This is a genomic window from Sphingobacterium sp. UBA7253 (genome assembly GCF_002472745.1).
In the GTDB taxonomy this organism is placed as follows: Bacteria; Bacteroidota; Bacteroidia; order Sphingobacteriales; family Sphingobacteriaceae; genus Sphingobacterium; species Sphingobacterium siyangense.
Map to the genome: position 1 here is coordinate 12,226 of NZ_DKSP01000028.1, position 21,745 is coordinate 33,970.

Below are 21,745 nucleotides of genomic sequence, written 5' to 3' on the forward strand. Positions count from 1 at the left end.
ATTACACTATGCAAATTTTTTTTTAAAAAAAATGAAAAAATAAATTACAGCTAGCGCGAGATGATTTCTGTTTATAAATTAAAACCAAAATTTCAGCAGTTGCTGATGCCGATCTTGAACTTTTTACATAGAAAAAAGGTAACGGCAAACCAGATCACGATCGGATCTATTGTATTGTCTTTGATCATTGCTTTACTGTTTTGGTATGCTGATCGTTTCCCGATTTTCTTTTTGGCCCTGCCAATCGGATTGTTATTACGAATGGCTTTGAATGCCTTAGATGGCATGATGGCACGACTTTTTAATCAGACTAGCAAGACGGGCGAAGTCTTGAACGAAGTCGGAGATATTGTTTCGGATGTCGTGCTATTTTTTCCTTTGCTGAAGTTTCATCCAGAAAGCATATATCTGATCGTCGCTTTTATCGTATTAAGTGTTGTGAATGAGTTTTGTGGATTGATCGGGAAGGTGATTGCCAATGATCGTCGTTACGATGGACCGATGGGTAAAAGTGATCGTGCTTTGCTGTTGGGGGTATATGGAATTTTAGCATTATTGCATATTTCAATGGTTACTGTTTCAGGTTATATTTTTGGTGTTTTATGCTTACTCTTACTTTTGAGTTCGGTAACTCGATTGAGAAAGGCTTTGGCGCATGGCTGATGCCAATAGCAAGTTCGCAGATGTTCCTGTTCGTGTTAGAAGCTGGGGTTATATTGTCTTGGTGTTGGCGGTTGCCTTCGTTCCACCAACAATATCACCCTTGTTTGTGGCCTGGATAACCTTTCAAGGGATGCGCGAGTTTGCTCGTATGTTTATCCCTGAATGTAAGACGCAACCATTGGTGTTTCTTTGCATGGCATTGTTGCAAGCGTTGCTCCTATACTTTTGTTCCTATCGAGCATATCTATTGTTGGCTAGCTTCTTGTGTTTGGGGACTGCTTTGTTTTTCAAATATGGTTTAAAGGTTAAGAAGGGAGCTGTGTTTGGGCTGTTTTTGGGCGCGGTAGCTTGTTTGCTTGCATTTAGCCATTTAGCTTTTATCCGATCCATTAAAGTGGATGGCAACCCATTCCTAGGACTAAAATTAATCGGATATATTGTTGTGTTAACGGAATTGAATGACGTCTTTCAATACCTGATGGGTAAGTTTTTTGGCAAACGTAAAATCGTTCCGCGTATTAGTCCAAATAAGACAATTGCGGGATGTGTGGGCGGTATCAGCTTAACAATTATATTGAGTATTTTATTGGGCTATTTTTTACTGCCATTTCAGAATTTTCTATACTTTTCGTTGTTCGGTTTGTTTTTCGGTATTTTGGGATTCTGGGGAGATGTCCTTTTTTCCTATCTGAAAAGAAAGACAGGAGTAAAAGATACTGGAACATTGATTCCTGGGCATGGTGGTTTATTGGATCGTATCGATAGTCTGATCTTCAATGCGCCCCTGTTTTATGCTTTGATTATCCTGTTTTTGGGGAATTAATAGAATTTGATGAATGTGGTAGTGAGAAGGCTAACTAAAATTTCAATCTGATGGCTTATCAACGTGCTGTTTTATTTTCGGGGGGTGGAACTCGGTTCAGTATATATCTTGGTATGTATGCTGCGCTGGATGAGCTGGGTTTAAAACCAGATCTGCTTATCGCGAGCTGTGGTGGTTCAATGGCAGTGGCTGTTATACAAGCCTTTGATACACATGAAGCTCGCAAGTCCTATCTGCAATCAGACGAGTTTTATCAGTTTTTCCTGCATCATCGGCTTACAGAACAGCGTCGTTTGGGGAGGCTGGGCGTGTATGTTTTGAAAAAACAGTTTAATAAAAAACGGGCACCCTTTATTGAGGATGTTTTTAATCGCTATCTCGTCCATATGGAACAGGATCTTTCCTTACTATTGCCTACATTGGATAGACCATTCTCAGCAGCAATTCCAGCACTTGTGGTCGGCGCTAAAGTGCTGTTCAGTCCGTCTGAAGTTGGGCAGCGGCGTGGGGACCGGAAACTCTATCAAAAGATATTGATGGGAACTCAGGATGTATTGGCAAACGTGCCCGTTGAGGCAATAGGAATTTCGGCTAGTAATTACGAGCATAGTGCAGTGGCTAAAGCGGTTCATTTGAGTGCTGAGTTTTCTATGCTACAGGCGGCCCGTATTTCGATGTCCGATATGTTTTATATTGAACCTGTATGCTCCAATAAAACCTATTATACGGGTGGAGCAATTGATCTTGTACCAATGGAGCTAGCAAAGTCGCTTGCTCAAAACATCATATGTGAGCGAAAACAACCTTATAAACCGCAAGAAGAAGCGTTGGTTCGGGCAGTATTAGGCTTTAGCGGAAATAAACGATTAACAGATTTGGAACAGCAGTTTCCGTATGAACATTGGATTGATACACAGGATGCCGCGGAACAATTAGCTGGGAAATACTGTAAAAAAGGAATTGATTGGTCTAAATTTGAAGTTACGCTGTCTTTCCCGATTGATCAACAAGAATTTGCGGAAGCGATGGAAGCGCAATGGAACTATGGTTATGAGGCGACATTAAATTCATTGAAATGAAAGTATTTATTGCCGGTGGTACAAGTGGAATAGGCCTTGCTTTGGCCAAGCGTTATCTTGATCAAGGAGCAGAGGTAGCGGTATGTGGGCGCGATCTGACGAAAATGTCAGCATATTCCTGGGGACATAGCATCAGAAGTTTTGAAGTCGATGTATGTCAATTGAGCAGCCTGCAAAATGCAGTCAGTTCATTTTGTGCGCATATGCCTTTAGACCTCTTTATCAATTGTACAGGGAGTTACGCGGATGACGTTGCTCAACAAATAAGCTATCAGGAGGCGGTGGCTATGCTCCAGGTCAATATGATGGGCACTTTAAATTGTTTTGAAGCGGCAAGAACTGCTATGCAAGGTCAGTCGGAAGGACAAATTGCAATCGTTGCATCAGTTTCGGGAACGCTCCATTTTCCCAATTCAAGCCTATATAGTAAGACAAAGCGTGCTGCAATCCAAGTGGCTGATGCGTATCGTAGGGCACTCTATCCATATGGAATTGCGGTTACTGTTATTGCTCCGGGCTATGTTGATACAGATAAACTGAGAGCCCTCAATAAGCAAGATTTGTCTAAAAAGCCATTCTTAATCGCTGTAGACGATGCAGCACAGCGTATAATGACAGCTATCGAACAGAAGAAGAAGCAAGTCGTTTTTCCGAAGCGTATGAAGTGGTTGATGGCATCTCTGGGACTACTTCCAAATATTGTGTTGAATAAAATTATGTCAAGGAAGGCCAAATGGATGAAAAACGACTGAAAAATAGGGGGCTGCAATTTGCTGTTTTCCTTTATTGTGCGCTATTTTTCCAGTTGACTTATTCTGCTGCTGCGGTCCATGCTGCAAATCAGGCTACTGTATCTTCGTTTGTGTTTCCTTTTGAACACTTTATGCCGTTTGTTTCTTGGATGATTATCCCCTACATGAGTAGCGGTTTGTTCTTCGCTTTGGTTCCTTTCTGTTGTCGAAGTCGAGAAGAGCTTTGGGTCTATACGAAGCGTTTCAGTTTCATTACCATCGTCTCTATTTGTTGTTTTTCTATTTTTCCCTTGCGATTTTCTTTTGATAGGCCTAGCGTTGAGCATCCTGTTTTTAAATTCTTCTTCGCCTTTTTAAGTAAGCATGACTCTCCATTTAATCAAGCACCTTCGTTGCATGTGGCGTATGCATGTCTGTTTTGGTCTGTGCTCGGTAGGGCGCTAAAAGGTTGGACACGCTGGGTAGTGGGGATTTGGCTGCTATTCATGGGGATTGCTACACTCACCGTTTATCAGCACCATCTGGTGGATGTGTTGACCGCGTTGATTCTGGTTCATGTTGGATTTGTCCTATTCCCATCACCATCGGGATTGCTTCATGACAGCGCTTTATTGAGGCTAAAGGCGGGGGATTTGCCCTTTTTGGCCGGTACCGAAAAGATGAAATTAGACGAAAAGGCGAAATTAGACTTGGAGGCCGAGGTTTGTCGTAGAAACCAGGGAATTGGCAACGTTTACTACGCCATCGGCTGGTGTTTACTGTTACTGGCATTGTGGGGCGGAACTCATGCATTTGGATTATATCTTTTGTGTTGGCCATCCTTAGTCTGTATTGCGGTAGGAAGGAATTATGTTATCAATAATCCAAGGTTTCTGAAAAATGAAAAAGGTTGGATATCCGGCTTTAAGAAATTGTTTTATAGCCCATACCAATGGATTTATTGGTTGTTGTGGCGATTCGCAAGACGTCGTAATAATCTGCCATTGCTTGAGATTTTACCAGGTTGTTATGTAGGCCCGAGGACGACAGCAGGAGATCTCCGTGTGCTCGGTCTGAATAAGCATCTGATTGTTTTTGACCTGGCTGCCGAATTGGAAGAAATAGCGATCCTACATGTACAGGAAAACTATCATTCATTTCCATTGTTGGATATAGCGGCAATTACGCTGGCTGATGCCGAAAGGATATTGGCTGCGCTCGTCATCCGTTATCAGCAATTGAAGCGAGGTGAAAATATGATTATACATTGTACAATGGGCTACAGCAGGAGTATGATTTTTGCTGTTCTATTGTCACAAAAAATATTATCTTTAGATTTAATGGATGCTATAGATTTGGTTAAATCTCATAATAAACATCTTGTATTGCATAAACATGCACTTAAGTTGATGAAGGTGCTAGTCGAGAGAAATAGCTAGACGGTCATTTGCATGATCTTTGTTGTTAAATATACTATTTGATATTAGTCAGTAAAATTATACATGAAATCAGGTTACTTCAAGAGTTTTGATCAAGGGGAGTTATTATATCGCGTCTGGAATTATCAGGCTGGACAGCGGGCATTGATTGTACTGCACCGTGGGCATGAGCATTCGGAACGTCTGCAGGAGATGGCTACGGATCCACAGTTTGCCGATCATTCAATCTTTGCATTTGATTTGCGCGGACATGGTTATACGAAAGAACCAGTTTCACCGATCTTTATGGATTATGTGCGGGATCTAGATAGTTTCGTTCATTATATAGGCCGTGAATATTTGGTTGATTCGAAAGACATTTTCGTTATCGCCAATAGTATTGCAGGAGTTGTTGTCAGTGCCTGGGTACATGATTTTGCTCCTAAAGTCGCAGGTATTGCATTGTTGGCACCTGCATTTGAAATTAAATTATATGTGCCCTTGGCAAATCAGATGATTGCTTTGGGAACAAAGCTAAAAAAAGATCTGATTATCCAGAGTTATGTCAAATCTAAAGTGTTGACTCACGATATAGACCAGCAGAAGGCTTACGATGCCGATCCTTTGATTTCCAAATCTATCAATGGCGCTTTGTTGGTTGATCTATTAAAAGCTGGCGAGCGTATCGTTGAAGACGCTACGGCGATTGATATTCCTGTGATTGTCCTTTCTGCTGAAAAAGATTATGTGGTCAAAAATTCGGTGCAGAAAAAATTCTTTGTGACAATTGCTTCAAAATTGAAGACCTTTATTACATTACGTAATTTCTACCATGGGATTCTATTTGAAACAAACCGGCAAAAGGTGTACCAGTATCTGCGAAACTTTATCGACAAGGCCTATGCCCGACAAAGTCCTGAGCTGACGCTTGAACCCGATGAGTTTTCGGTGAAAGAGTATGAACAATTATACCATAAGTTACTTCCTGCGGGTGAAAAATTGAATTATGCGGTCCAGAAATGGGCATTGGGTAAAATAGGTTCCTTAAGTAAAGGAATGAATTTAGGCCTGCAGTTTGGATTTGATTCTGGGATATCGCTGGATTACGTCTATCGCAATGAATCGCAGGGTAAAAACCGCTTTGGCCGCATCCTCGACCGTGGTTATCTGGAGGCCATCGGCTGGAAAGGAATTCGCATTCGAAAACAACACTTGTTACAGTTGCTGGAAGAGCATATAACAAAAGTTAAAGCTGCTGGGAAAACCGTTAAGATATTGGACATTGCGGGTGGGACCGGAAATTACTTATTTGATATTAAAGAAAAATATCCCGAGGCCGAAATCGTGATTAATGAATTCCTGTTGTCAAATATTGCGGTAGGAGAGAAGATTATCCGTAGAAACGGATTGCAGGGAATACGATTTACCAACTACGATTGTTTTGATCCAGCTACCTATTCCAAACTGGAATTCAAGCCTAACATTGTTATTATCTCAGGTATCTTTGAACTTTTTGGTGATAACGAAATGGCAAGTAGAGCTGTAAAAGGTGCAACTTCGATTTGTGAAGAAAGCAGTCATTTGGTTTATACTGGACAGCCATGGCATCCACAGTTAAAGATGATTGCTTACGTGTTAAACAGTCATCAGAAAAAAGACTGGGTGATGCGCCGTCGTTCGCAGAAAGAATTAGACCGTCTGATGGCCTACAATGGAGTCGTTAAGGAACGTATGCTGATCGACGACTTTGGCATATTTACAGTTTCTTCGGGGGCTGTGAAGGGCGGATAATTGTAAAAGATTGAAAAGCTCATAGCCTAGTAGTATTTTCTTTAATCTTACTCTCAATATTTTTTAATCTTATAACAAACTCAATAAAAAGTTCCCATTTTGGGAACTTTTTATTGAAATAGCTTTGATTTTGCTTATCTCAGGTTTTTTTAAATGGAGGTAAGTAAAATGGATATCCGGTTCTTATATTCTCTGATCTCCTGAACAATATGTTCCAAATTTCCATTGAATTCCATGATGCTTATATAAATTGGCGTGTAGCCGATTTTGAAGATTTAGATGAAGATACATTGCGTATGAAACGTCACATTCCAGATATGGTGGAACTTGAACGTTTATTGGACATTGCTAAGATAGCCTTCGCGCAGAAGATGGTCGTATTATTTGGTTTTAATGAAATAGTATTATAGAGTGCAAAACAATTATGGAAACGAAATATCATACTAAATATCCTGAGGAGGGTGATTATATCATCGAATGTCAACAAGAAGAACTAAATGTATAGCCGAATGTTAAATATAGATTTGCTGTTTTCATTATATAGTAAATTACTTGAATTGATATTCTGTCAATCGTTGCTCTCCAAACTTCTTTAAAATATTTTGTTCAACAGCCCATTTTAGATCCCTGCTTGCAGTGGGAGCGGAAATATTCTTAAAAGTTTGTAGATAGTCTTTTCGATGAAATTTATTTTGACCGATTTTCTCTTTAAACAGACTTATTCTGTCTTCTAAACGAAGTGTTTTATTTTGAGCTTGTAAAAGTTCTTCTAAAGCGGTCAGAATAATCCCAAGCATGAACTCAATAAATGGTGTTGAGCTACCCTCTTTGTCCGACTCTGAGAGCTTTGCGTAATACGCATCTTGCTTTTGTTTGATTAGGCTCTCAATGGGTAAAAACTCAAAAACAGGATATCGCTGCATTAAAATCAATGTTTGCCATAATCTCCCCATTCTGCCGTTGCCGTCGATAAACGGATGTATAAATTCAAATTCATAATGGAATACACAACTTTTGATTAGAATTAAATCTGCGTCTTTTTTTAGATAAGCAAAAAGATCTTTCATCAAACCTTTAACCATTGTCCCACTTGGGGCAATATGTTTTACCTTTGAACCTTTTACAATACCCACATTCGTAGTTCTTAATTTTCCTGCATTATCGATCAACCCATTCATCAGGAGAGAATGAGCCTTTTCTAAATTTTTTAATTCATAAGGATTAAAATCATTTAATTTGTCATAAACTTTTATAGCATTTTGTACCTCTAAAATATCCTTTTTGGGTGCAATAATTCTTTTATTTTCTAATAATGCGGTAATTTGTTCCTCAGTTAACGTGTTACCTTCGATTTCTAAAGACGATTGAATCGTTTTTATACGGTTCTTTTTTCGTAGCTCCGTGGTGGGTTTATATAAATGAGCAGCATTAATTTCTCCTATTCTTTCTGAAATAGAACTAACTAATTTTAAAGTTTCACTTGTAATAATATACGGTGGTTTCATTATGATGATACTATCATTTGATACTATCAAAGATAATCATTAATCAACCTAAAAATAGCTAATGCTTAAAAAATATTTGACAGTACTCGTATCAGAAATACTGCTATTCCAGCTGAATAGACAGGTAAAGTCCACTGGAATAGCAATGTTAAATATTAGTTCTTATAAGCACGAATGGCCTGTATGATACCCTCTAGATTTTCGTTAAAGTCCTGCATCTGTGCAAACACCTTATCATCTTTGGCCAAACCACCATGTTTATTGTTTTTGCGGAAGATTTGTTTGATGTGTTCCCAGCGATCTTGTTCCACATTGTTTATCAATCCGGCGAGTTCTTTCAATTTTAGAAGATTACTTTCTGTATCGGCAGTAAGGGTTTGTGACTCGCTTTCATAATGTGCGAGGAGAACTTGATCGATTTCCTGATCGTTCATCATGGGTACGATCTGCGCAATGAGCTTGCTCATATTCCGGTAGGATCCTTGCATTTTGAACGGCGGTTCTGTTCGGTAATTGTCCTGCATGGCCGCACTTTGAATATAATTTTGATTGACCTTGATGACAACATTTCTGATCTTTAATACATGTTTTAATACCGTTATAAAATCATCGATATCTTGCTTCAGGTAATTGCCTTCTAAATCGGGAAGTTGGTCTACCACCGATTGCGCGTAGTTCACTAAAGCATAAAAGTCGTTGAAGGATTTGCTTGCTATTTTTTCAAGGTAGCTGTTTTCAATTGCCGCATTTTCGATCAAGCTTAGATTGAATAGTGCTTCGGTATCACCGATCACATCCCCTAGATTGTAGACATCGGCACGGTTGGCAAGCATATCTGGAATCTGAAATTTGGACCCGCTTTCTGTATAGGGGTTTCCAGCCATTACGATGCAGAATCTTTTCCCGCGCAAATCATATGTTTTACTCTCGCCTTCAAAAATACCGTCGATCTTACGTTGCCCGTCAGCCAATGAAATAAATTTCTGTAGGAATTCAGGATTCAAATGTTGGATATCATCGAGGTAGAGCATCACATTGTCGGCCATTTCAAAGGCAAGATTAATCTTCTTAAGTTCCTCACGTTCCCCGGAAGTTTTCGCCTCCACAGGATCAATTGAAGTAATGGAATGCCCAATTGTAGGTCCGTTGATTTTCACAAAATGTAATCCCATGGTTTTCGCGAGGTATTCCATCAATGTTGTCTTTCCGTAACCTGGCGGAGAAATGAGGAGAAGCATACCCATTCTGGCGGTACGTTTATTGTCGCCAGCTGCCCCAAGTTGTTTAGCCAGGTTATTTCCGATCAATGGAAAGTAAACCTCGTTGATCAACTTATTTCGGACAAAAGATGTTAAGACTTTTGGTTCAAATTCTCCGATTTTCAGCTCCTTGGCATATGTTTTTCCAAGCTGTTCCTTCAAAGAAGCGAATTCTTGAAAACGAGGGGCATTCAATTCGGCAAATGTCTTCAACCTACGCAGAAATTGATGGTATTGAATCTGCTCTTCTCCATTGTTCAAGATCGGATGATTTCCCTTTAATCCCTGGATGAGCGCATTGTCTTTGGCGATGATCAATTGGTATTCATCTTTTGGATAAAGAAGTGTGACTGCAGTTTCCTCAATGTACTTGTGGAAACCCTGGTAATCACTGTTCTCGTCGATAAAAGAATTTAGCCAATTTAAAGTCAAATAGAAACGGTCTACGAGACTAAATTGTGTATGCTGAATATCTGCTTCAAAGAGTTTGAAACTCTTTTTGTTTTCCAATAGCCTGATGAAAGCCTTTTTCAGTTCATCCGATTGTTCACTGACGACAAACTTGCTATAGCTTGTGAAAGTTTGGAAAAGATAGCTCGCGATCTCCTCTCCATTAATTGTCGAGCGATCCAAATGAGTGTCCCAATTGTTGAATAATTTTGTGAGTTCGTCAACGACAGATTGGTAGCGTGTGGAATTTGGAAATGCTTTTAATACGGAGTGTGTAGACTGGATCAACGCTTTCTGTTTTTCCTGTTGGTCTTGGGCTAGTGAATGCCAAAACAACTGCGCCATAGCACGCAAATGAGCATCGTAACGTAAGAGATCAAGCTTGCTGTCTAGCTGTTTGATGGTATCATAGATTACCAGAGCATCAAAATTATGCACTCCTTTGACATAGCCTTCCGAATAACTTTGCTCGACAGTCTGATTGATAAACAGGTTGGCATCAAAATCGTGCTGTCCTTTAGAAGCAAGGAATGTTTTATAAGCGAGATATTCAGCTCGGTATACATCTTTGTTTTCGGAAATCAGTTCCTGATCCCAAATATCTCTAAAGTTTTCTATTTCGGAACCTTTGACTTTTTGATAGAAGCTCGTTCCGGTAAGATGGAAGTATATTTCGTCATTTTTGCGTACGAGCGTTAAACTGAGTGACTGACTATTGACGGCAAATTTATGCTTACCAAGAGCAATAATGTTCTCTCCATCTACAAAAAGATCATTCTTGTCACGTAAAACGCGTAATGCATCCTCTTGAGATTTTTTGAGTAGGTTTTCAAGATTTTCAGCTTTTGAAACATCACTGAGCGTTTTCAGTTCTTGCACAAGTTGTCTGATTTTGTCAATCATCAAATCTGAAGCAAAGAAACTTAGGATTTCCTCACGCGTTGCAAATGTCTTTGACTTGTTTTCAATATTCTTTAATACACGAAGGCCAATTTGTTCGAGTGAAGAGCTTCGTTTGTTGATCTGTTCAACGATTTGCTCTCTGCGGGAATTAAATGCTTTGATGATTTCATCACGCTTATCTGCTATCTTCAGGGCGAAGTCCTCAAATTCTGAGAACTTACTTTCAAGTTCTTCCAGTTGAACAATGACCTTAGTATAATACTCGTCTACTTTTTCTGTTGTCGTAGAGAGTTCAAGGTAGTTGGTGACAGACTGCTCCAGTAATGTAAGTTGGGCAGAAAATTCTGCAATGGCTTCCGTACTTTTTAATGAATTGAGTTTGCGTGTAAGCTGCGACCGGACTTCATTCAAGGAAGAGAAAATAACAGCTATCTTTTCGATAATTTTGGTGGTTTGAGTGGAGTCGTCGATTTTTAAACTGTTTAGAATATCGATCAACAGCTCCAGCTCACTCGATATAGCCGAATTGGCTTCCTCGATCGCCTTGGCGTCATAGACCTTGATAATTGCTGCAACATTGTTTTTCTGTTGCTCCACTTTCTGCTCATAGGGGTGTAAAGCCTCGTCGCGAAGCAAGAAGGCAATTGTCTTTTCGGCGAGCTCGGTGGTGATTGACTGTAGTTTATCGAGTAAAGCATCGATGCGGACTACATCAATATATTTGACATTTTTGAGGTCAATGATTTCGCCTTGTAAACGACGTGAATCTGCCAGTTGATGAACAAGTTGATCAAGCTTCTCGACTACTGTACTATTGATGGAAAAGGTAAGCTCCTCCATTTTCTTCTCGGCACTGCTATTGAGCTCTGTGGCGTATTTACGTTGGGCTTGGACCTTAACAAATTCGTCAATTGCTGTATTGGCGACCTCCTTGATCTGTGCGAGTGGCTGCCCAAGATTTGACAAGGCTTCATCCTTTATCCAAAAATAGGAGTCAAGTAGGACAGTCGATTTTTTGAGTATATCTTCATAAAGACCTTCATAACTGTCTTCTTTGTTGATGAGCTGTATGACTTCTTGTGCCTCGGCCATGGCTTGTACGATCTGTTTATTACCGACCTTATAAAGCGGATCGTCTTTTTTTAGCTCATTTTCTTTGAGTACAGCCATGTAAGGGGTTTCCCAGATCTGAACCTGATGATGCCTTGTTGCTTCGGCCTCTGTGTGAAAGTAAATTAAACTACCGTCTTTGAAAAGGGTGAAGCCATTGCAGATGATCGGAGTTTCGACATGCTGCTGAATGATGTTATAAGACAGTAAGATGTAGGTATTCGTTTCCTCCTGACAAAAGATATAGAGAAAGTCTTCGCCGTTTGGTGATGCTATGCGTCTAAGGAAACTAACCTGGTCAAACTGGACGTCAAAGATTTTATGGGTGCCATTCTGCAGGTAGTATCCGTTAGAAAAAATGATACCTTGACTATCGGGTAGTAGAATGGCCGATTCATTAAGTGATTTAAGGTTCACAACTTCTTTTGTCCGTTGGTTAAAGACAAATGCACGGAAATCTTCTTGATACGGTTTAATGCGTACGGCAATCAAATTGCCAAGGTCTGCATAATAGTAATCCGCATCATCCAGTTGTTGGTCGGCGTTTGAAACTTTTTCGGAGAAGATTCCTTTTCCCGTATCGGTATTGTTTTCAATTTTGAAAGTAATATCGCCATTGATCGCTTCTATAAAGATCTTGTCCTTAATGGAAATGTGCGGGTGTTTTCCGAGGCGACGATCTTCCAAGGTTGTTTTTGTCCAGTCAAACTCAAACTGATTAGGCAATTTAACCTCATGAATGCTGCGGTCGTCCTGATATTGAAGTGTTCCGTCTTTAATCAACCATTTGAATGCCTTCAGGTCAGCAGGATTTTTGCTGGTCTGAAAGATCATATAAAGATAGTTTTCCGTACGTCGAAACTTGGAAAAGATCGAGTCGCGATAGTATTTATATAAATTTTGGTAATCGCCAATGAAATTAGGATCATTGATCAGCTCGAGCGATTGTGGGATAAATTGATTGTTTTCGAACGTATATACACTGAAAACATCTTCGAGTTTAATTTCGGTACGTAACCCAAAATGGACGTTATAACCGAATATACATAGATTGTCCAGGGCTAAAATACCGCGAGCAACACAGTTATTTTCTGTGGTGATCCGTTGGTTGGCCTTGAGTATAAAACTTGTCGCATTAAAGACTTCCTTGCGGGCATTATTTAGTTGCTGGAGTTTGATAGAAAGCTCTTCTTTTTGTGTAAGAAGTCGCTTCCGAATAATCTCGTATGCACCTTGATCAAGGGAGTCGTTCTGATTTATTACGTTTTCTTCTGGCATAAAACTGAGCTTTATCGACTTTGTATATGTGGTAGAATCATTATTTATTACCTGCAGTGATTATGAACATTATCTGCAGGTAATAATGGGTATTAATTACGACAGCTTTTTATTGGATATGCCCAAGTTTTTCGCCAATCCGAACAAAGAATTGATAAAGCTTTTGTCTTCGCCATTTTCAGCGTCAGTCGCCGCTTGTTGAAGTTTAATCAATGCTGCTGAAACTGTGAGGTTCTTTATATCGTTTGTGGAAATTCCATATTTATCGGCTAATCCACGCACCTTCTCTGCAAGGTCTCCTTGTCCATCTGGACCTATCAGTGAGTTCTTAATAGCTGTGGCATGTTTAGAGTTGTCAATCAAGTGATCAAAACCTTTGGAATTGGAAACTTGACGGACGATATTCTCAAAGAACATGGTTTCGCCACCAACGATATCTATTTTTGCAGTTTTAAGTGCTTCCGACAATACGCCAGCTTGTGCTTGAGCAATGTCTTTTTGGATATTGATGTGTGCGAGTTCAATATCACGTTCTTTTTGCAATTGCAATTTGAACTCTTCGTGATCTCTGCCCACACCATCCAATTTCTTCATCGCCTCAGCTTTCTCTTCGATACCTTTTGCTTCAGCAAGTGCTTTCTCACGAACAACTTCCGCTTGTGCTAAGCCCTCTTTACGCATTGCTTCCGCTTTCTTCTCGATCACATTTGCTTCAACGGTACCTTGTTTTTCTTCGGCTTCGGCTTTTGCAACCATTACTTCAGCTTCGGATAAGCCAAGCGCGGCTTCTTCTTTAGCTTGTGCTTCAGCAATAATCTTACGACTTTCGGCTTCCTTCAGCGATGCTTCTTTTTTCGCTTCAGCATCGATCAATAATTCCTGAGCACGTTTTTCGGCAATTTTACGAGCGGCCTCTGCATCGATTACTTTTTTCTCCGCTTCCTGCTCTGCTGCGATTTTTGCAGCTTCGGCCGCCTTAACAGTGGATATTAATTTTTCTTCTGCTTCTTGCGATGCCGCAATAACACCAGCTTGTTTCTTTCGTTCTACTTCACGGAATACTTCGATGTCTCGGACGCCTTGTTGCTCTTCAATAACCCCTTTCTCCAATTGTACGCGTTCCTTGATAACACCTTGGATACTTTTCTTCTCCGTCTCTATGGAGCGTTCTTTGTCGATTTGGGCCAAGGTAACAATGCGTTCACGTTCAGTTTGTTCCAAAGCACGGTCTTTCTCTACGCGCTCTGCTTCTACAGCATCCGTGCGCTGCTTGTTTTTCTCAGCAATGATGATCTGACGCAGCTTATTTTCTTCTTGAACAGCTAGTTGCTCTTCGGTAGAAATCCGGACACTTTCGTACTTGAGACGTTCTTCTTCACGGACCTTTGCTATTTCTGCTTCTTCGCGTGCTCTGATGTTATCAATTTCCCGTTTTTGTTTTTCTTCTTTTTCAGCAAGTTGACGATCAAGTTCCAAAATCGCTTCACGAGCTTCGACGTTTTGCTTTCTGATCAACTTCTCTTCGTCACGACGGATAAAATTGGCATTGATATTTTGCTTGGCTGTTAGCTCCGTTATTTTTTTAATGCCTTCACTGTCTAAGATATTGTTTGGATTGAGATGCTCAATATCTGTCTGCTCAAGATAGTCGATTGCACAGTCATCTAGAATATAACCGTTCAGGTCAGTTCCGATGATATCCAAAATTTCGTCACGAAATTCCCGACGGGCTTCATACAATTCGATGAAATCAAATTTCTTACCGACTGTTTTTAGAGCCTCGGAGAATTTAGATTCAAAAATGCTTTTTAAAGTTTCCGGCTCACTTGCACGATCACAACCTAAATTTTGAGCAACATTGATCACATCATCCACACTTTTATTGACGCGAACGAAGAAAGCAACTTTGATATCTGCACGAATGTTGTCCTTGCAGATCAAACCTTCACCTTGCATACGGGCAATCTCAATTTTTTTGATTGAGATGTCCATGATCTCCATTTTGTGAAATACAGGTACAACATACATTCCTTTGTTGAATGCTACTTTTGTACCACCAACACCAGTCCGGACAATTGCTTTCCCTTGTGGAATTTTCTTATAGAATGCACTCAATACAACAAAGAATGCAAAAATTAAAAAGACAGCCAATCCGACAATTAAAAGTATAATTCCGTTTAAGCCACTTAAAAATAAAAGAGGTTGATATAGCATATGATTTGTATTTATTTAGATTTTAATAGTTGGGTTTACGATTAGGATGTAAAGGAATAAAAACCCGTTCTTTTAGAACAGTTGTTTAGGTGTCGAGTCCTTTCTTCTTTTTTCATTAAATATTGTCTATCGTGATTTCTTTGGTCACATAATAATATTTCTTGTCCTTGGATTCGTCAACAATAATGACATCGTCTCCGTAGCCTATTTTCTCCCCATTGTGGCTGACAACATTGAGGCGAATAGGGTCCTGTTGGATGATAAATTCGGCAGAACCTATTTTCTTGCCTTCAATACTGGCTCTCATTTTACCCATGCGACCAAGAAAATCGTGACTTTCTTCGCCATTGTAACCTATAGTTTTAAACATTTTAGCTAAGGGTTTGGTCAGAAAATGCATTAATATAAATGTAACAATGAAAACGGGGATTAGGATAAATACAGACTTTATTCCCCATGAAGCAACATCGATAAAGAGCGAAGAAACAATGGTAATTATCCAGCCTATAAATTTGAATAGTGTTACAATAAGCATGATGGGTACTTTGCCAACATTGATGTAATCCATTGCTTTTGCAAAGAAACCAGGTTCTGTATTAGCGTCCGTATCCGTATGATGATGAACATGGTCGCCCCCCTCAGTTGCGATATCATGTGATCCATCAACGTCCGTGACATCAGGTGTAGGATGGAGGTCTATATCTGCATCGGCATCAAAGAGATGTACTCCATCACCCATCAGAAACATAAATAACCAATACACTACAGACATGCCAGTTAAGACTGTCATAATTCCATTGGATAATGGATTGAATAAGATATTGATTAGTTCTGTCATCGTGTTATTGTTTAAATTTTCTCCCTTTTGAATGTGTAATGGAACGACCAGGAATTGCCATTGACCTCAAGGTCTTGCATGGTTACCAATTCCCAGCCTTGATTTCCAAGATCATTTAAGATTTCATCAATTTTTTCGGAGTCCAACTTTGTTCCCCAGAAACCCTTAGGCTCAATTTTTAGCGTTTTATACTCAAATCTTTTCATCACTATTTAATTTTCTTTTTAGTTCTTCTAATTCGTTGTTGACGGCTTCAGACCCGCCGATGGTCTCGTTAATCTCATCAACTTTACTTTTGTTGCCTAGCGCAATATCACCATAGGCCTTCGCTAGTGCCTCGTCTTCCTCGACTTTCTCTTTCATACGTTCTAACATGGAAATCGTACTATTTGAATCGATATTAGCGAGCTGCCGATTGACCATTTTAGCTGCGTTAGAGACCTTCACACGTGCCTTTAATGTAGAGAGCTCACCTTCCCATTTCGATATATTGAATTTGAGAATGTCTACATTTTTGTGCAGCTCATCGGCTGAACTTTGATGAATCACAGCTTGTTTCTCCAATTCACTAGCTTCGATTAATAACTGTTTTTTCAGCAACAGCGCTTCCTTTGCCAGACCTTCGGCCTTTTCTGCCGTTAGCTCTCCCTTTTGTGCCTTTTGGAGTAATAGAATAGCTTTGTTCTCAAATTCATTGGCTTCTTCTTTTTTCTTTTCACAATTGTTTTGGGTACGTATGGCTAAGGCCTTCACTTTAGCATAGGCTTCCAACGATTGTTCCAGGTCCTCTTTCATCTCACGGATACCCTGTTCCGTCATTTTGATGGGGTCTTCCATTTTGTCCACGACTGCGTGGATCTCTGCTTGACCGATTCTGAAAATTCTCTTAAAAATATTCATTATTCTATAATTTTGAAAAACTTATTAACTGATTATAATATTCACTCATCAACAGACTCAGCGAGTTGATGGCTGCATCAAATTCGTTCTGGTCGAGATTATGTATTTGTAACGTATACCGAAATATAACTTTGGTACCATCTTCCGTTAACGCAAATCCGCCGTGGATAATATCTCTATTTTTTATCAATAGTGATTTGAACATATCCATGCTGTCATTGCTGATTGTAAAAAGGTATTGCTCAAAAATCAGGATGGGTTGGGCAATGCCTACAATGAGGTTACGAATTCCGTCGTCTTCATTTTCGATGACAAAGATTCCTTCTTTTGTATCCTTATGGGTAATGTTGTAACCGATGTTGGCGATATAATTTTCAATTTTTGAGAAGTACATAATCAAGTTTTTTATATATTGCACATATTCTTTGCATAAAGGTAATAAAAATGCAAAAATATTTTGCAATAAAAATTCAATTTTTTTTAAAATGAGTAACGTAGGGAACAATATTAAGAAATTAAGAAAAGTGAAAGGAATGAGCCAACAGGCATTTGGGGATGTTTTTAATCTTACTAGAGGTAATATTTCGTCTTACGAAGAAATGCGTGCGGAACCAAAAATTGAGATTGTTCTTAAGATTGCAAATTATTTTGGCATTCCTGTGCAGCATCTTATTGAAAAAAATCTATCTGTCAATGAAATTCTTAATTTCAATGATTATTTTGAGCCAAATGTTTCAATTATTGGACGTAAAAGATTGTTACAAATCCCGCTGCTGGAACGGGATGCTATTTTTGAAGCGAGTACTCATTTTTCGAAATTAGATGAGCTTCCAATAATTGAATTTCCTTTGCAAAGTAGGAACCGTCTCATCGCAATCGAATATGCTGACGCTATTCCGGTACCGAGCGATTTTTTGGCTAGCCCTCAATCCATTTTGTTTTTTGAAGAAGTTGATGTTCAGAGCTTACATACTTTGGATAAGGCCTTTGGTTTGTATTTTTCCGAGGAAGAGTTCTTTATTGGAAAATACAGTTTGCAGGAAAAAGAGATTAGTTTAGCCTTAAATGTCTGGAAGAAGGTTGATTTCACTTTGGGAGAGAAAGCATATTTCTGGAAATTGTATGCCAAGTTTGAGCGAATCTAATTGCGTGGAACTTTTCCCTGCTATTTATTTGGTATTGCCGGTATCGAGCGTATTTACATATTGTTACCATATTCTAGGTTAATGGTGTTACTATACTGTACTTACAGGGGGGTAACAAGGGGTTTACAGGGATTCACCCCTGCTATACCCCTGTTACCCCCCCCTGTTAACCCCTTGTAATACACCTGCTAAAAGCGGCTTTGAAGTTGATCTGATGCTGACTTTCCTGCAAGAAAAGAAGACTACTAAATCAGGTCTGAAGATGTGAATGCCCACAAAAAATTTTGTGAAGTCGGGCATTGTAATTAAATTAGTTCGACAATAAAGTAAAACTTTTGCGCTGTTGATTCACGTCTTTGGTTCATGATAGCTTATTCTAAACTGTTATCTCACAATAAAAATGGAAATTTGTGCAGGATCCGATCCAAGATAAGGAGTCAGTACCTGGATAGTACGATAATGTATCATCAACAGAGAGTTAGTTTTTATTGGTAAGAATAAATCTCAAGGACGGTAATGTTATAAATCGGTAATGTTATAAGTAAGATAGATAATGATGAACTTGTCGATCCGCTAAAAGTAGTGTGATTTATTTAGTTTCAGTACAACATGCATAAACGGCTAAATTACCATGGATAAAAAACTAAATTTAAATAGATGAAGAAAGTAACCTTATTAGCATTAATTGCTGGATTTTTTGTTATTTCCTGTAATAATTCCACGACTAAAAAAGTCGAAGTAAAAGATACGACTGCCGCTATTGACATTAAAAAAGATACGGCTAAAACGCTGTTGGAAAATAGAGGCGGCGAAGTGCCAATACCTAAATTTAGTTCTGTTGAGACACAAAAATTAGCGGAGGATTACACAAAATATATTAAGGAATTTATCACTGTTGCTAAAAGTGGCGATGTTGTTAAGCTTAAGGAGCTTGCGTCCAAACGACAGGAATGGGCGACCAAAGAAACTGAAGCTGTTTCTAAGTTTACACCGGAAGATGCCAAATTATGGAAGGCTTATGCTGAGAACCTAGGAAGAGCGTTGACAGCAAGCCTAACAAAATAAGTTGTGAACAATCGACGAGGTAGAGGCTTGAAAAATCTACCTCGCCGACCCTACTAGAAGGGGAGGTCATCTTCATTTTCGTCCGGAAGTGTTGGGCTGTCTTCTTTGGCACCGTTTGACTCTGATAAAACCAAGAAATTATCTACTTTAATTTCTGTGACATATTGTTTTACCCCATCTGCATTCTCATAATTACGATAGGTGAGTTTGCCCTCAACCATGAGTTTGGTCCCACGTTGGCATTTCTTTTCAATGGTATTGTTTTGATTACCCCAAACCACGAGTGTATGCCATTGAACTTCTTCAACCCACTCGCCGGCTTTGTTCTTGAAGAGATCATTGGTGGCGAGACGTAATACGGAATAATTGGTGCCGGTGGAAGTTGTTTTGATTAATGGGTCGTTTCCTAAATGACCAACCAATTGTACTTTGTTGCGTAATGTGCTCATGCGTCTAATTTTTAAATGTTTTTAATAATTCTTATTTTAGTTGACGGTCATTGGCTATTGATGCCAGATGATCTTAAGCAAAGGTGGGGCGGAGAAAAGACTATAGTCGTCTATTTACCATTTGTATTCGACTATAGTCGATTGTAACCGTTTGTTGTCGTTTAATCTTCTGTTATGAGTTCTGTCGAGAAAGTCTGCCTTGAATGTGGCAAGGGTATATATGGTCGTTCTGACAAGCGATTTTGTGATGATGCTTGCCGGAACGCCTATAACAATAAATTAAATAGCGACCAGACCAATATGGTGCGCAATGTGAATAATATCCTACGAAAAAACCGTCGTATTTTATTGGAAGCGTTGAGTGGGGAGGGTATGATCAAGATACAACGGGAAAAGTTAAAGCGATTGGGATTTGATTTTAAGTTCCATACACATACTTTTTCCAATAACAAGGGACAGACCTATAACTTTATTTATGAAACAGGCTATCTGTTGCTGGAGAATGATTGGGTATTGATCGTTCAAAAGAAACCGCTATGATTTTGAACGCAACAAATTCATTTGTATTGGTTTAGTTTGCAGCACTGAGCTTGGCCTTCCTTATTGTGATATAATTAAAAATAGTGAAGGTTAGAATCAATATGTAGTAGCATACTGGGATGAGTAAAAAATAGGCGCTATTGAATATATCGCTTAAAAAAGACGGTAGTGAAATCTTAAAAAAATCTGCAATAATAATATAGCCTATGAAACTTCCGAGAAAAAATAGTCCAACAGCATGTATTACAATTATTTTTTTTAGGTGCTTACTGTAAAAGGCGTCTTTATTTTGCTTCGTATAGCCCATAATCGCTGGGACCAATAATCCTAATAATGGATTGACCAGAAAGGTGAGCGATGCTAAATATAGCGCTTTAATACTTCCTGTTTGATTGTTGTCGATACTGATTTGATTTACATTTGGCATAATGAGTTGTTCTAAAGGTATTTCTAAGATTTGACTGATCTGTTTGAGACTAAATCCACTGATTTCTTCAGTGCCTTTTTCGATGCGTTGCACTGTTCTTAGCGATACACCCGCCTGATCGGCGAGTTCCTGCTGCGTTAGTCCCTTACGTTTTCTTGATAGTTTGATTAATTGATTAGCTGATTGACTTTCCATAGTCCAAAGATGGGGAAATAGTCATTGAATTTCAGCAAAATTGATGCGACAATAATATGCCAATATCGTGCTGTGAGATATAACAGATTAATAATCAAAAGTTTTTGGGAATGTGGTAAATATTTTGAATCTTTGCAATTTAACAGAGTAATTAATAAAAACGGAAGAATATGTTTGCAATATTAGAAAATCCCGCTTCGTCCACAGAGAAGATTCTCGGGAATATTCTTCGGAATACGGCCCTTTCCTAATCTTCTTTTTTAATACGTTAAGTAACCCACGTTGATATTGGCTAAAAATTGGCTCTCTAAATGGTGGCCCACTGTTCCAATATGCTTAGCTTATTATGGAGTTTTAGAAATCCAGTTACTTTCAAGATGATTGTGAAAGCTGGATATGAATGTTATGTTTTAGAAAATTTTATGAATTCAGTAAATAAATATGTCCTTCAGGCACTGGATAACTATCCAATGTATTTGGAGGAGACCATGGAATCCTTATCCTATGCGCTGTCTTATGATGAGTCCAATACAATGGCGCTGTGTTTGATGGGAAGAGTTCATGCCGAACAGCTATTGGACTATGAGCAGGCAAAAAGGTATTTCCAGGAAGCTTTGGTGCATAATGTGCAGGCACTGGAGGTATATCCTTATTTCATTCAGACACTGATCGATATGGGGGAGTATGAAGCTGCAAAAAAGACGATTAAATTTGCTTTGACACTTCCGGCGATGCCCTTGGCAGGGATATGGATCAAGAAAGCACTTTTATTTGAAAAATTGAGAAAATATAAAAAGGCATTGAAGGCGTTAAAGATGGCACAACTTGAGAATGTTGATCTTGATTTTTCGTCAAGCCTGAAGTCGATTGAAGATCGGATTAAGGGGAAACAGGAAATTAAGAACGGGAAAGAAAAGGAAAACAAGAAAGAAAAGAAGAACACCCGAAAATAGTCTTACATT

20 protein-coding genes are annotated in these 21,745 nt (G+C 39.1%); 11 read left to right on the forward strand and 9 right to left on the reverse strand.

The genetic code is table 11. The features are described from left to right. Positions 1 to 60: 60 nt before the first annotated feature. The 7 genes from B2X72_RS01945 (at position 61) to B2X72_RS01975 (ending at position 6,915) form a co-directional block, all read left to right on the forward strand. Positions 61 to 663 (forward strand): CDP-alcohol phosphatidyltransferase family protein, encoded by a 603-nt coding sequence (locus tag B2X72_RS01945; RefSeq protein WP_075990835.1) that lies wholly within the window; start codon positions 61 to 63, stop codon positions 661 to 663. After that, a complete protein-coding gene (locus tag B2X72_RS01950) occupies positions 656 to 1,486 on the forward strand; it encodes a phosphatidate cytidylyltransferase (protein ID WP_286848175.1) in 831 nt (276 codons plus the stop codon). Before B2X72_RS01945 ends, B2X72_RS01950 begins: the two co-directional genes overlap by 8 nt. A 50-nt stretch (positions 1,487 to 1,536) precedes the next feature. Continuing rightward, positions 1,537 to 2,565 carry a patatin-like phospholipase family protein gene (locus B2X72_RS01955; RefSeq protein ID WP_145327193.1) on the forward strand — a complete coding sequence of 343 codons (1,029 nt, stop codon included), beginning with the start codon at positions 1,537 to 1,539 and terminating at the stop codon, positions 2,563 to 2,565. Beyond that, complete coding sequence (locus B2X72_RS01960; RefSeq protein WP_145327191.1) at positions 2,562 to 3,317, forward strand: SDR family NAD(P)-dependent oxidoreductase; 756 nt, start codon at positions 2,562 to 2,564, stop codon at positions 3,315 to 3,317. The genes B2X72_RS01955 and B2X72_RS01960 overlap by 4 nt, the downstream gene beginning before the upstream one ends. Beyond that, positions 3,299 to 4,735, forward strand: coding sequence for a phosphatase PAP2 family protein (locus B2X72_RS01965; RefSeq protein WP_286848176.1), 1,437 nt, complete (start codon positions 3,299 to 3,301; stop codon positions 4,733 to 4,735). The genes B2X72_RS01960 and B2X72_RS01965 overlap by 19 nt, the downstream gene beginning before the upstream one ends. Positions 4,736 to 4,798: 63 nt before the next feature. Next, positions 4,799 to 6,505 carry a bifunctional alpha/beta hydrolase/class I SAM-dependent methyltransferase gene (locus B2X72_RS01970; protein WP_145327188.1) on the forward strand — a complete coding sequence of 569 codons (1,707 nt, stop codon included), beginning with the start codon at positions 4,799 to 4,801 and terminating at the stop codon, positions 6,503 to 6,505. 209 nt (positions 6,506 to 6,714) lie between these two features. Then, a complete protein-coding gene (locus tag B2X72_RS01975; RefSeq protein WP_286848177.1) occupies positions 6,715 to 6,915 on the forward strand; it encodes a hypothetical protein in 201 nt (66 codons plus the stop codon). 138 nt (positions 6,916 to 7,053) lie between these two features. On the opposite strand, the gene B2X72_RS01980 is transcribed toward B2X72_RS01975, so the two are convergent. The 7 genes from B2X72_RS01980 to B2X72_RS02010 form a co-directional block, all read right to left on the reverse strand. Continuing rightward, entirely contained in the window at positions 7,054 to 8,010 is a 957-nt protein-coding gene (locus B2X72_RS01980; RefSeq protein WP_244294326.1) for a Fic family protein, read from the reverse strand. Positions 8,011 to 8,165: 155 nt separating this feature from the next. Beyond that, a complete protein-coding gene (locus B2X72_RS01985) occupies positions 8,166 to 13,010 on the reverse strand; it encodes a DNA repair ATPase (RefSeq protein ID WP_145327186.1) in 4,845 nt (1,614 codons plus the stop codon). 96 nt (positions 13,011 to 13,106) lie between these two features. Next, positions 13,107 to 15,224, reverse strand: coding sequence for a flotillin family protein (locus tag B2X72_RS01990; protein WP_075990843.1), 2,118 nt, complete (start codon positions 15,222 to 15,224; stop codon positions 13,107 to 13,109). Positions 15,225 to 15,339: 115 nt separating this feature from the next. Next, positions 15,340 to 16,062, reverse strand: coding sequence for an OB-fold-containig protein (locus B2X72_RS01995; protein WP_145327184.1), 723 nt, complete (start codon positions 16,060 to 16,062; stop codon positions 15,340 to 15,342). Between the two features lie 11 nt (positions 16,063 to 16,073). Continuing rightward, a complete protein-coding gene (locus tag B2X72_RS02000) occupies positions 16,074 to 16,268 on the reverse strand; it encodes a DUF4177 domain-containing protein (RefSeq protein ID WP_145327183.1) in 195 nt (64 codons plus the stop codon). Continuing rightward, positions 16,255 to 16,962: a PspA/IM30 family protein gene (locus B2X72_RS02005; protein WP_145327182.1), complete on the reverse strand. Its 708-nt coding sequence runs from the start codon at positions 16,960 to 16,962 to the stop codon at positions 16,255 to 16,257. The genes B2X72_RS02000 and B2X72_RS02005 overlap by 14 nt, the downstream gene beginning before the upstream one ends. 4 nt (positions 16,963 to 16,966) lie before the next feature. Beyond that, the gene (locus B2X72_RS02010) at positions 16,967 to 17,356 is read right to left on the reverse strand and encodes a YbjN domain-containing protein (protein ID WP_088163431.1); all 390 of its coding nucleotides are present in this window, start codon (positions 17,354 to 17,356) and stop codon (positions 16,967 to 16,969) included. 91 nt (positions 17,357 to 17,447) lie between these two features. Here B2X72_RS02010 and B2X72_RS02015 point away from each other — a divergent pair, with 91 nt between their 5' ends. Beyond that, positions 17,448 to 18,107 (forward strand): helix-turn-helix domain-containing protein, encoded by a 660-nt coding sequence (locus tag B2X72_RS02015; protein ID WP_088160064.1) that lies wholly within the window; start codon positions 17,448 to 17,450, stop codon positions 18,105 to 18,107. Positions 18,108 to 18,764: 657 nt separating this feature from the next. Further along, positions 18,765 to 19,172: a hypothetical protein gene (locus B2X72_RS02020; protein ID WP_145327181.1), complete on the forward strand. Its 408-nt coding sequence runs from the start codon at positions 18,765 to 18,767 to the stop codon at positions 19,170 to 19,172. Between the two features lie 53 nt (positions 19,173 to 19,225). Here B2X72_RS02020 and B2X72_RS02025 read toward each other — a convergent pair whose 3' ends face one another. Then, entirely contained in the window at positions 19,226 to 19,621 is a 396-nt protein-coding gene (locus tag B2X72_RS02025; protein ID WP_075990849.1) for a single-stranded DNA-binding protein, read from the reverse strand. A gap of 174 nt (positions 19,622 to 19,795) precedes the next feature. Here B2X72_RS02025 and B2X72_RS02030 point away from each other — a divergent pair, with 174 nt between their 5' ends. Then, positions 19,796 to 20,161, forward strand: a complete 366-nt coding sequence (locus B2X72_RS02030) for a hypothetical protein (RefSeq protein WP_145327180.1) — start codon at positions 19,796 to 19,798, stop codon at positions 20,159 to 20,161. A 31-nt stretch (positions 20,162 to 20,192) separates the two neighbouring features. Here B2X72_RS02030 and B2X72_RS02035 read toward each other — a convergent pair whose 3' ends face one another. Further along, positions 20,193 to 20,783, reverse strand: coding sequence for a helix-turn-helix domain-containing protein (locus B2X72_RS02035; protein WP_088160067.1), 591 nt, complete (start codon positions 20,781 to 20,783; stop codon positions 20,193 to 20,195). 422 nt (positions 20,784 to 21,205) lie between these two features. Here B2X72_RS02035 and B2X72_RS02040 point away from each other — a divergent pair, with 422 nt between their 5' ends. Beyond that, positions 21,206 to 21,736 carry a hypothetical protein gene (locus tag B2X72_RS02040; RefSeq protein WP_145327179.1) on the forward strand — a complete coding sequence of 177 codons (531 nt, stop codon included), beginning with the start codon at positions 21,206 to 21,208 and terminating at the stop codon, positions 21,734 to 21,736. Positions 21,737 to 21,745: the final 9 nt, after the last annotated feature.

What these genes read in the sequence shown, in the direction of transcription:
- B2X72_RS01980 (WP_244294326.1), bottom strand. Translation starts at nt 8,010, where the DNA reads ATGAAACCACCGTATATTATTACAAGTGAAACTTTAAAATTAGTTAGT.
- B2X72_RS01950 (WP_286848175.1), top strand. Translation starts at nt 656, where the DNA reads ATGGCTGATGCCAATAGCAAGTTCGCAGATGTTCCTGTTCGTGTTAGA.
- B2X72_RS01990 (WP_075990843.1), bottom strand. Translation starts at nt 15,224, where the DNA reads ATGCTATATCAACCTCTTTTATTTTTAAGTGGCTTAAACGGAATTATA.
- B2X72_RS01965 (WP_286848176.1), top strand. Translation starts at nt 3,299, where the DNA reads ATGGATGAAAAACGACTGAAAAATAGGGGGCTGCAATTTGCTGTTTTC.
- B2X72_RS02015 (WP_088160064.1), top strand. Translation starts at nt 17,448, where the DNA reads ATGAGTAACGTAGGGAACAATATTAAGAAATTAAGAAAAGTGAAAGGA.
- B2X72_RS02000 (WP_145327183.1), bottom strand. Translation starts at nt 16,268, where the DNA reads ATGAAAAGATTTGAGTATAAAACGCTAAAAATTGAGCCTAAGGGTTTC.
- B2X72_RS02020 (WP_145327181.1), top strand. Translation starts at nt 18,765, where the DNA reads ATGAAGAAAGTAACCTTATTAGCATTAATTGCTGGATTTTTTGTTATT.
- B2X72_RS01970 (WP_145327188.1), top strand. Translation starts at nt 4,799, where the DNA reads ATGAAATCAGGTTACTTCAAGAGTTTTGATCAAGGGGAGTTATTATAT.
- B2X72_RS01945 (WP_075990835.1), top strand. Translation starts at nt 61, where the DNA reads ATGATTTCTGTTTATAAATTAAAACCAAAATTTCAGCAGTTGCTGATG.
- B2X72_RS01955 (WP_145327193.1), top strand. Translation starts at nt 1,537, where the DNA reads ATGGCTTATCAACGTGCTGTTTTATTTTCGGGGGGTGGAACTCGGTTC.
- B2X72_RS02040 (WP_145327179.1), top strand. Translation starts at nt 21,206, where the DNA reads ATGAATTCAGTAAATAAATATGTCCTTCAGGCACTGGATAACTATCCA.
- B2X72_RS02025 (WP_075990849.1), bottom strand. Translation starts at nt 19,621, where the DNA reads ATGAGCACATTACGCAACAAAGTACAATTGGTTGGTCATTTAGGAAAC.
- B2X72_RS02035 (WP_088160067.1), bottom strand. Translation starts at nt 20,783, where the DNA reads ATGGAAAGTCAATCAGCTAATCAATTAATCAAACTATCAAGAAAACGT.
- B2X72_RS01975 (WP_286848177.1), top strand. Translation starts at nt 6,715, where the DNA reads ATGTTCCAAATTTCCATTGAATTCCATGATGCTTATATAAATTGGCGT.
- B2X72_RS02010 (WP_088163431.1), bottom strand. Translation starts at nt 17,356, where the DNA reads ATGTACTTCTCAAAAATTGAAAATTATATCGCCAACATCGGTTACAAC.
- B2X72_RS02030 (WP_145327180.1), top strand. Translation starts at nt 19,796, where the DNA reads ATGAGTTCTGTCGAGAAAGTCTGCCTTGAATGTGGCAAGGGTATATAT.
- B2X72_RS01995 (WP_145327184.1), bottom strand. Translation starts at nt 16,062, where the DNA reads ATGACAGAACTAATCAATATCTTATTCAATCCATTATCCAATGGAATT.
- B2X72_RS01985 (WP_145327186.1), bottom strand. Translation starts at nt 13,010, where the DNA reads ATGCCAGAAGAAAACGTAATAAATCAGAACGACTCCCTTGATCAAGGT.
- B2X72_RS02005 (WP_145327182.1), bottom strand. Translation starts at nt 16,962, where the DNA reads ATGAATATTTTTAAGAGAATTTTCAGAATCGGTCAAGCAGAGATCCAC.
- B2X72_RS01960 (WP_145327191.1), top strand. Translation starts at nt 2,562, where the DNA reads ATGAAAGTATTTATTGCCGGTGGTACAAGTGGAATAGGCCTTGCTTTG.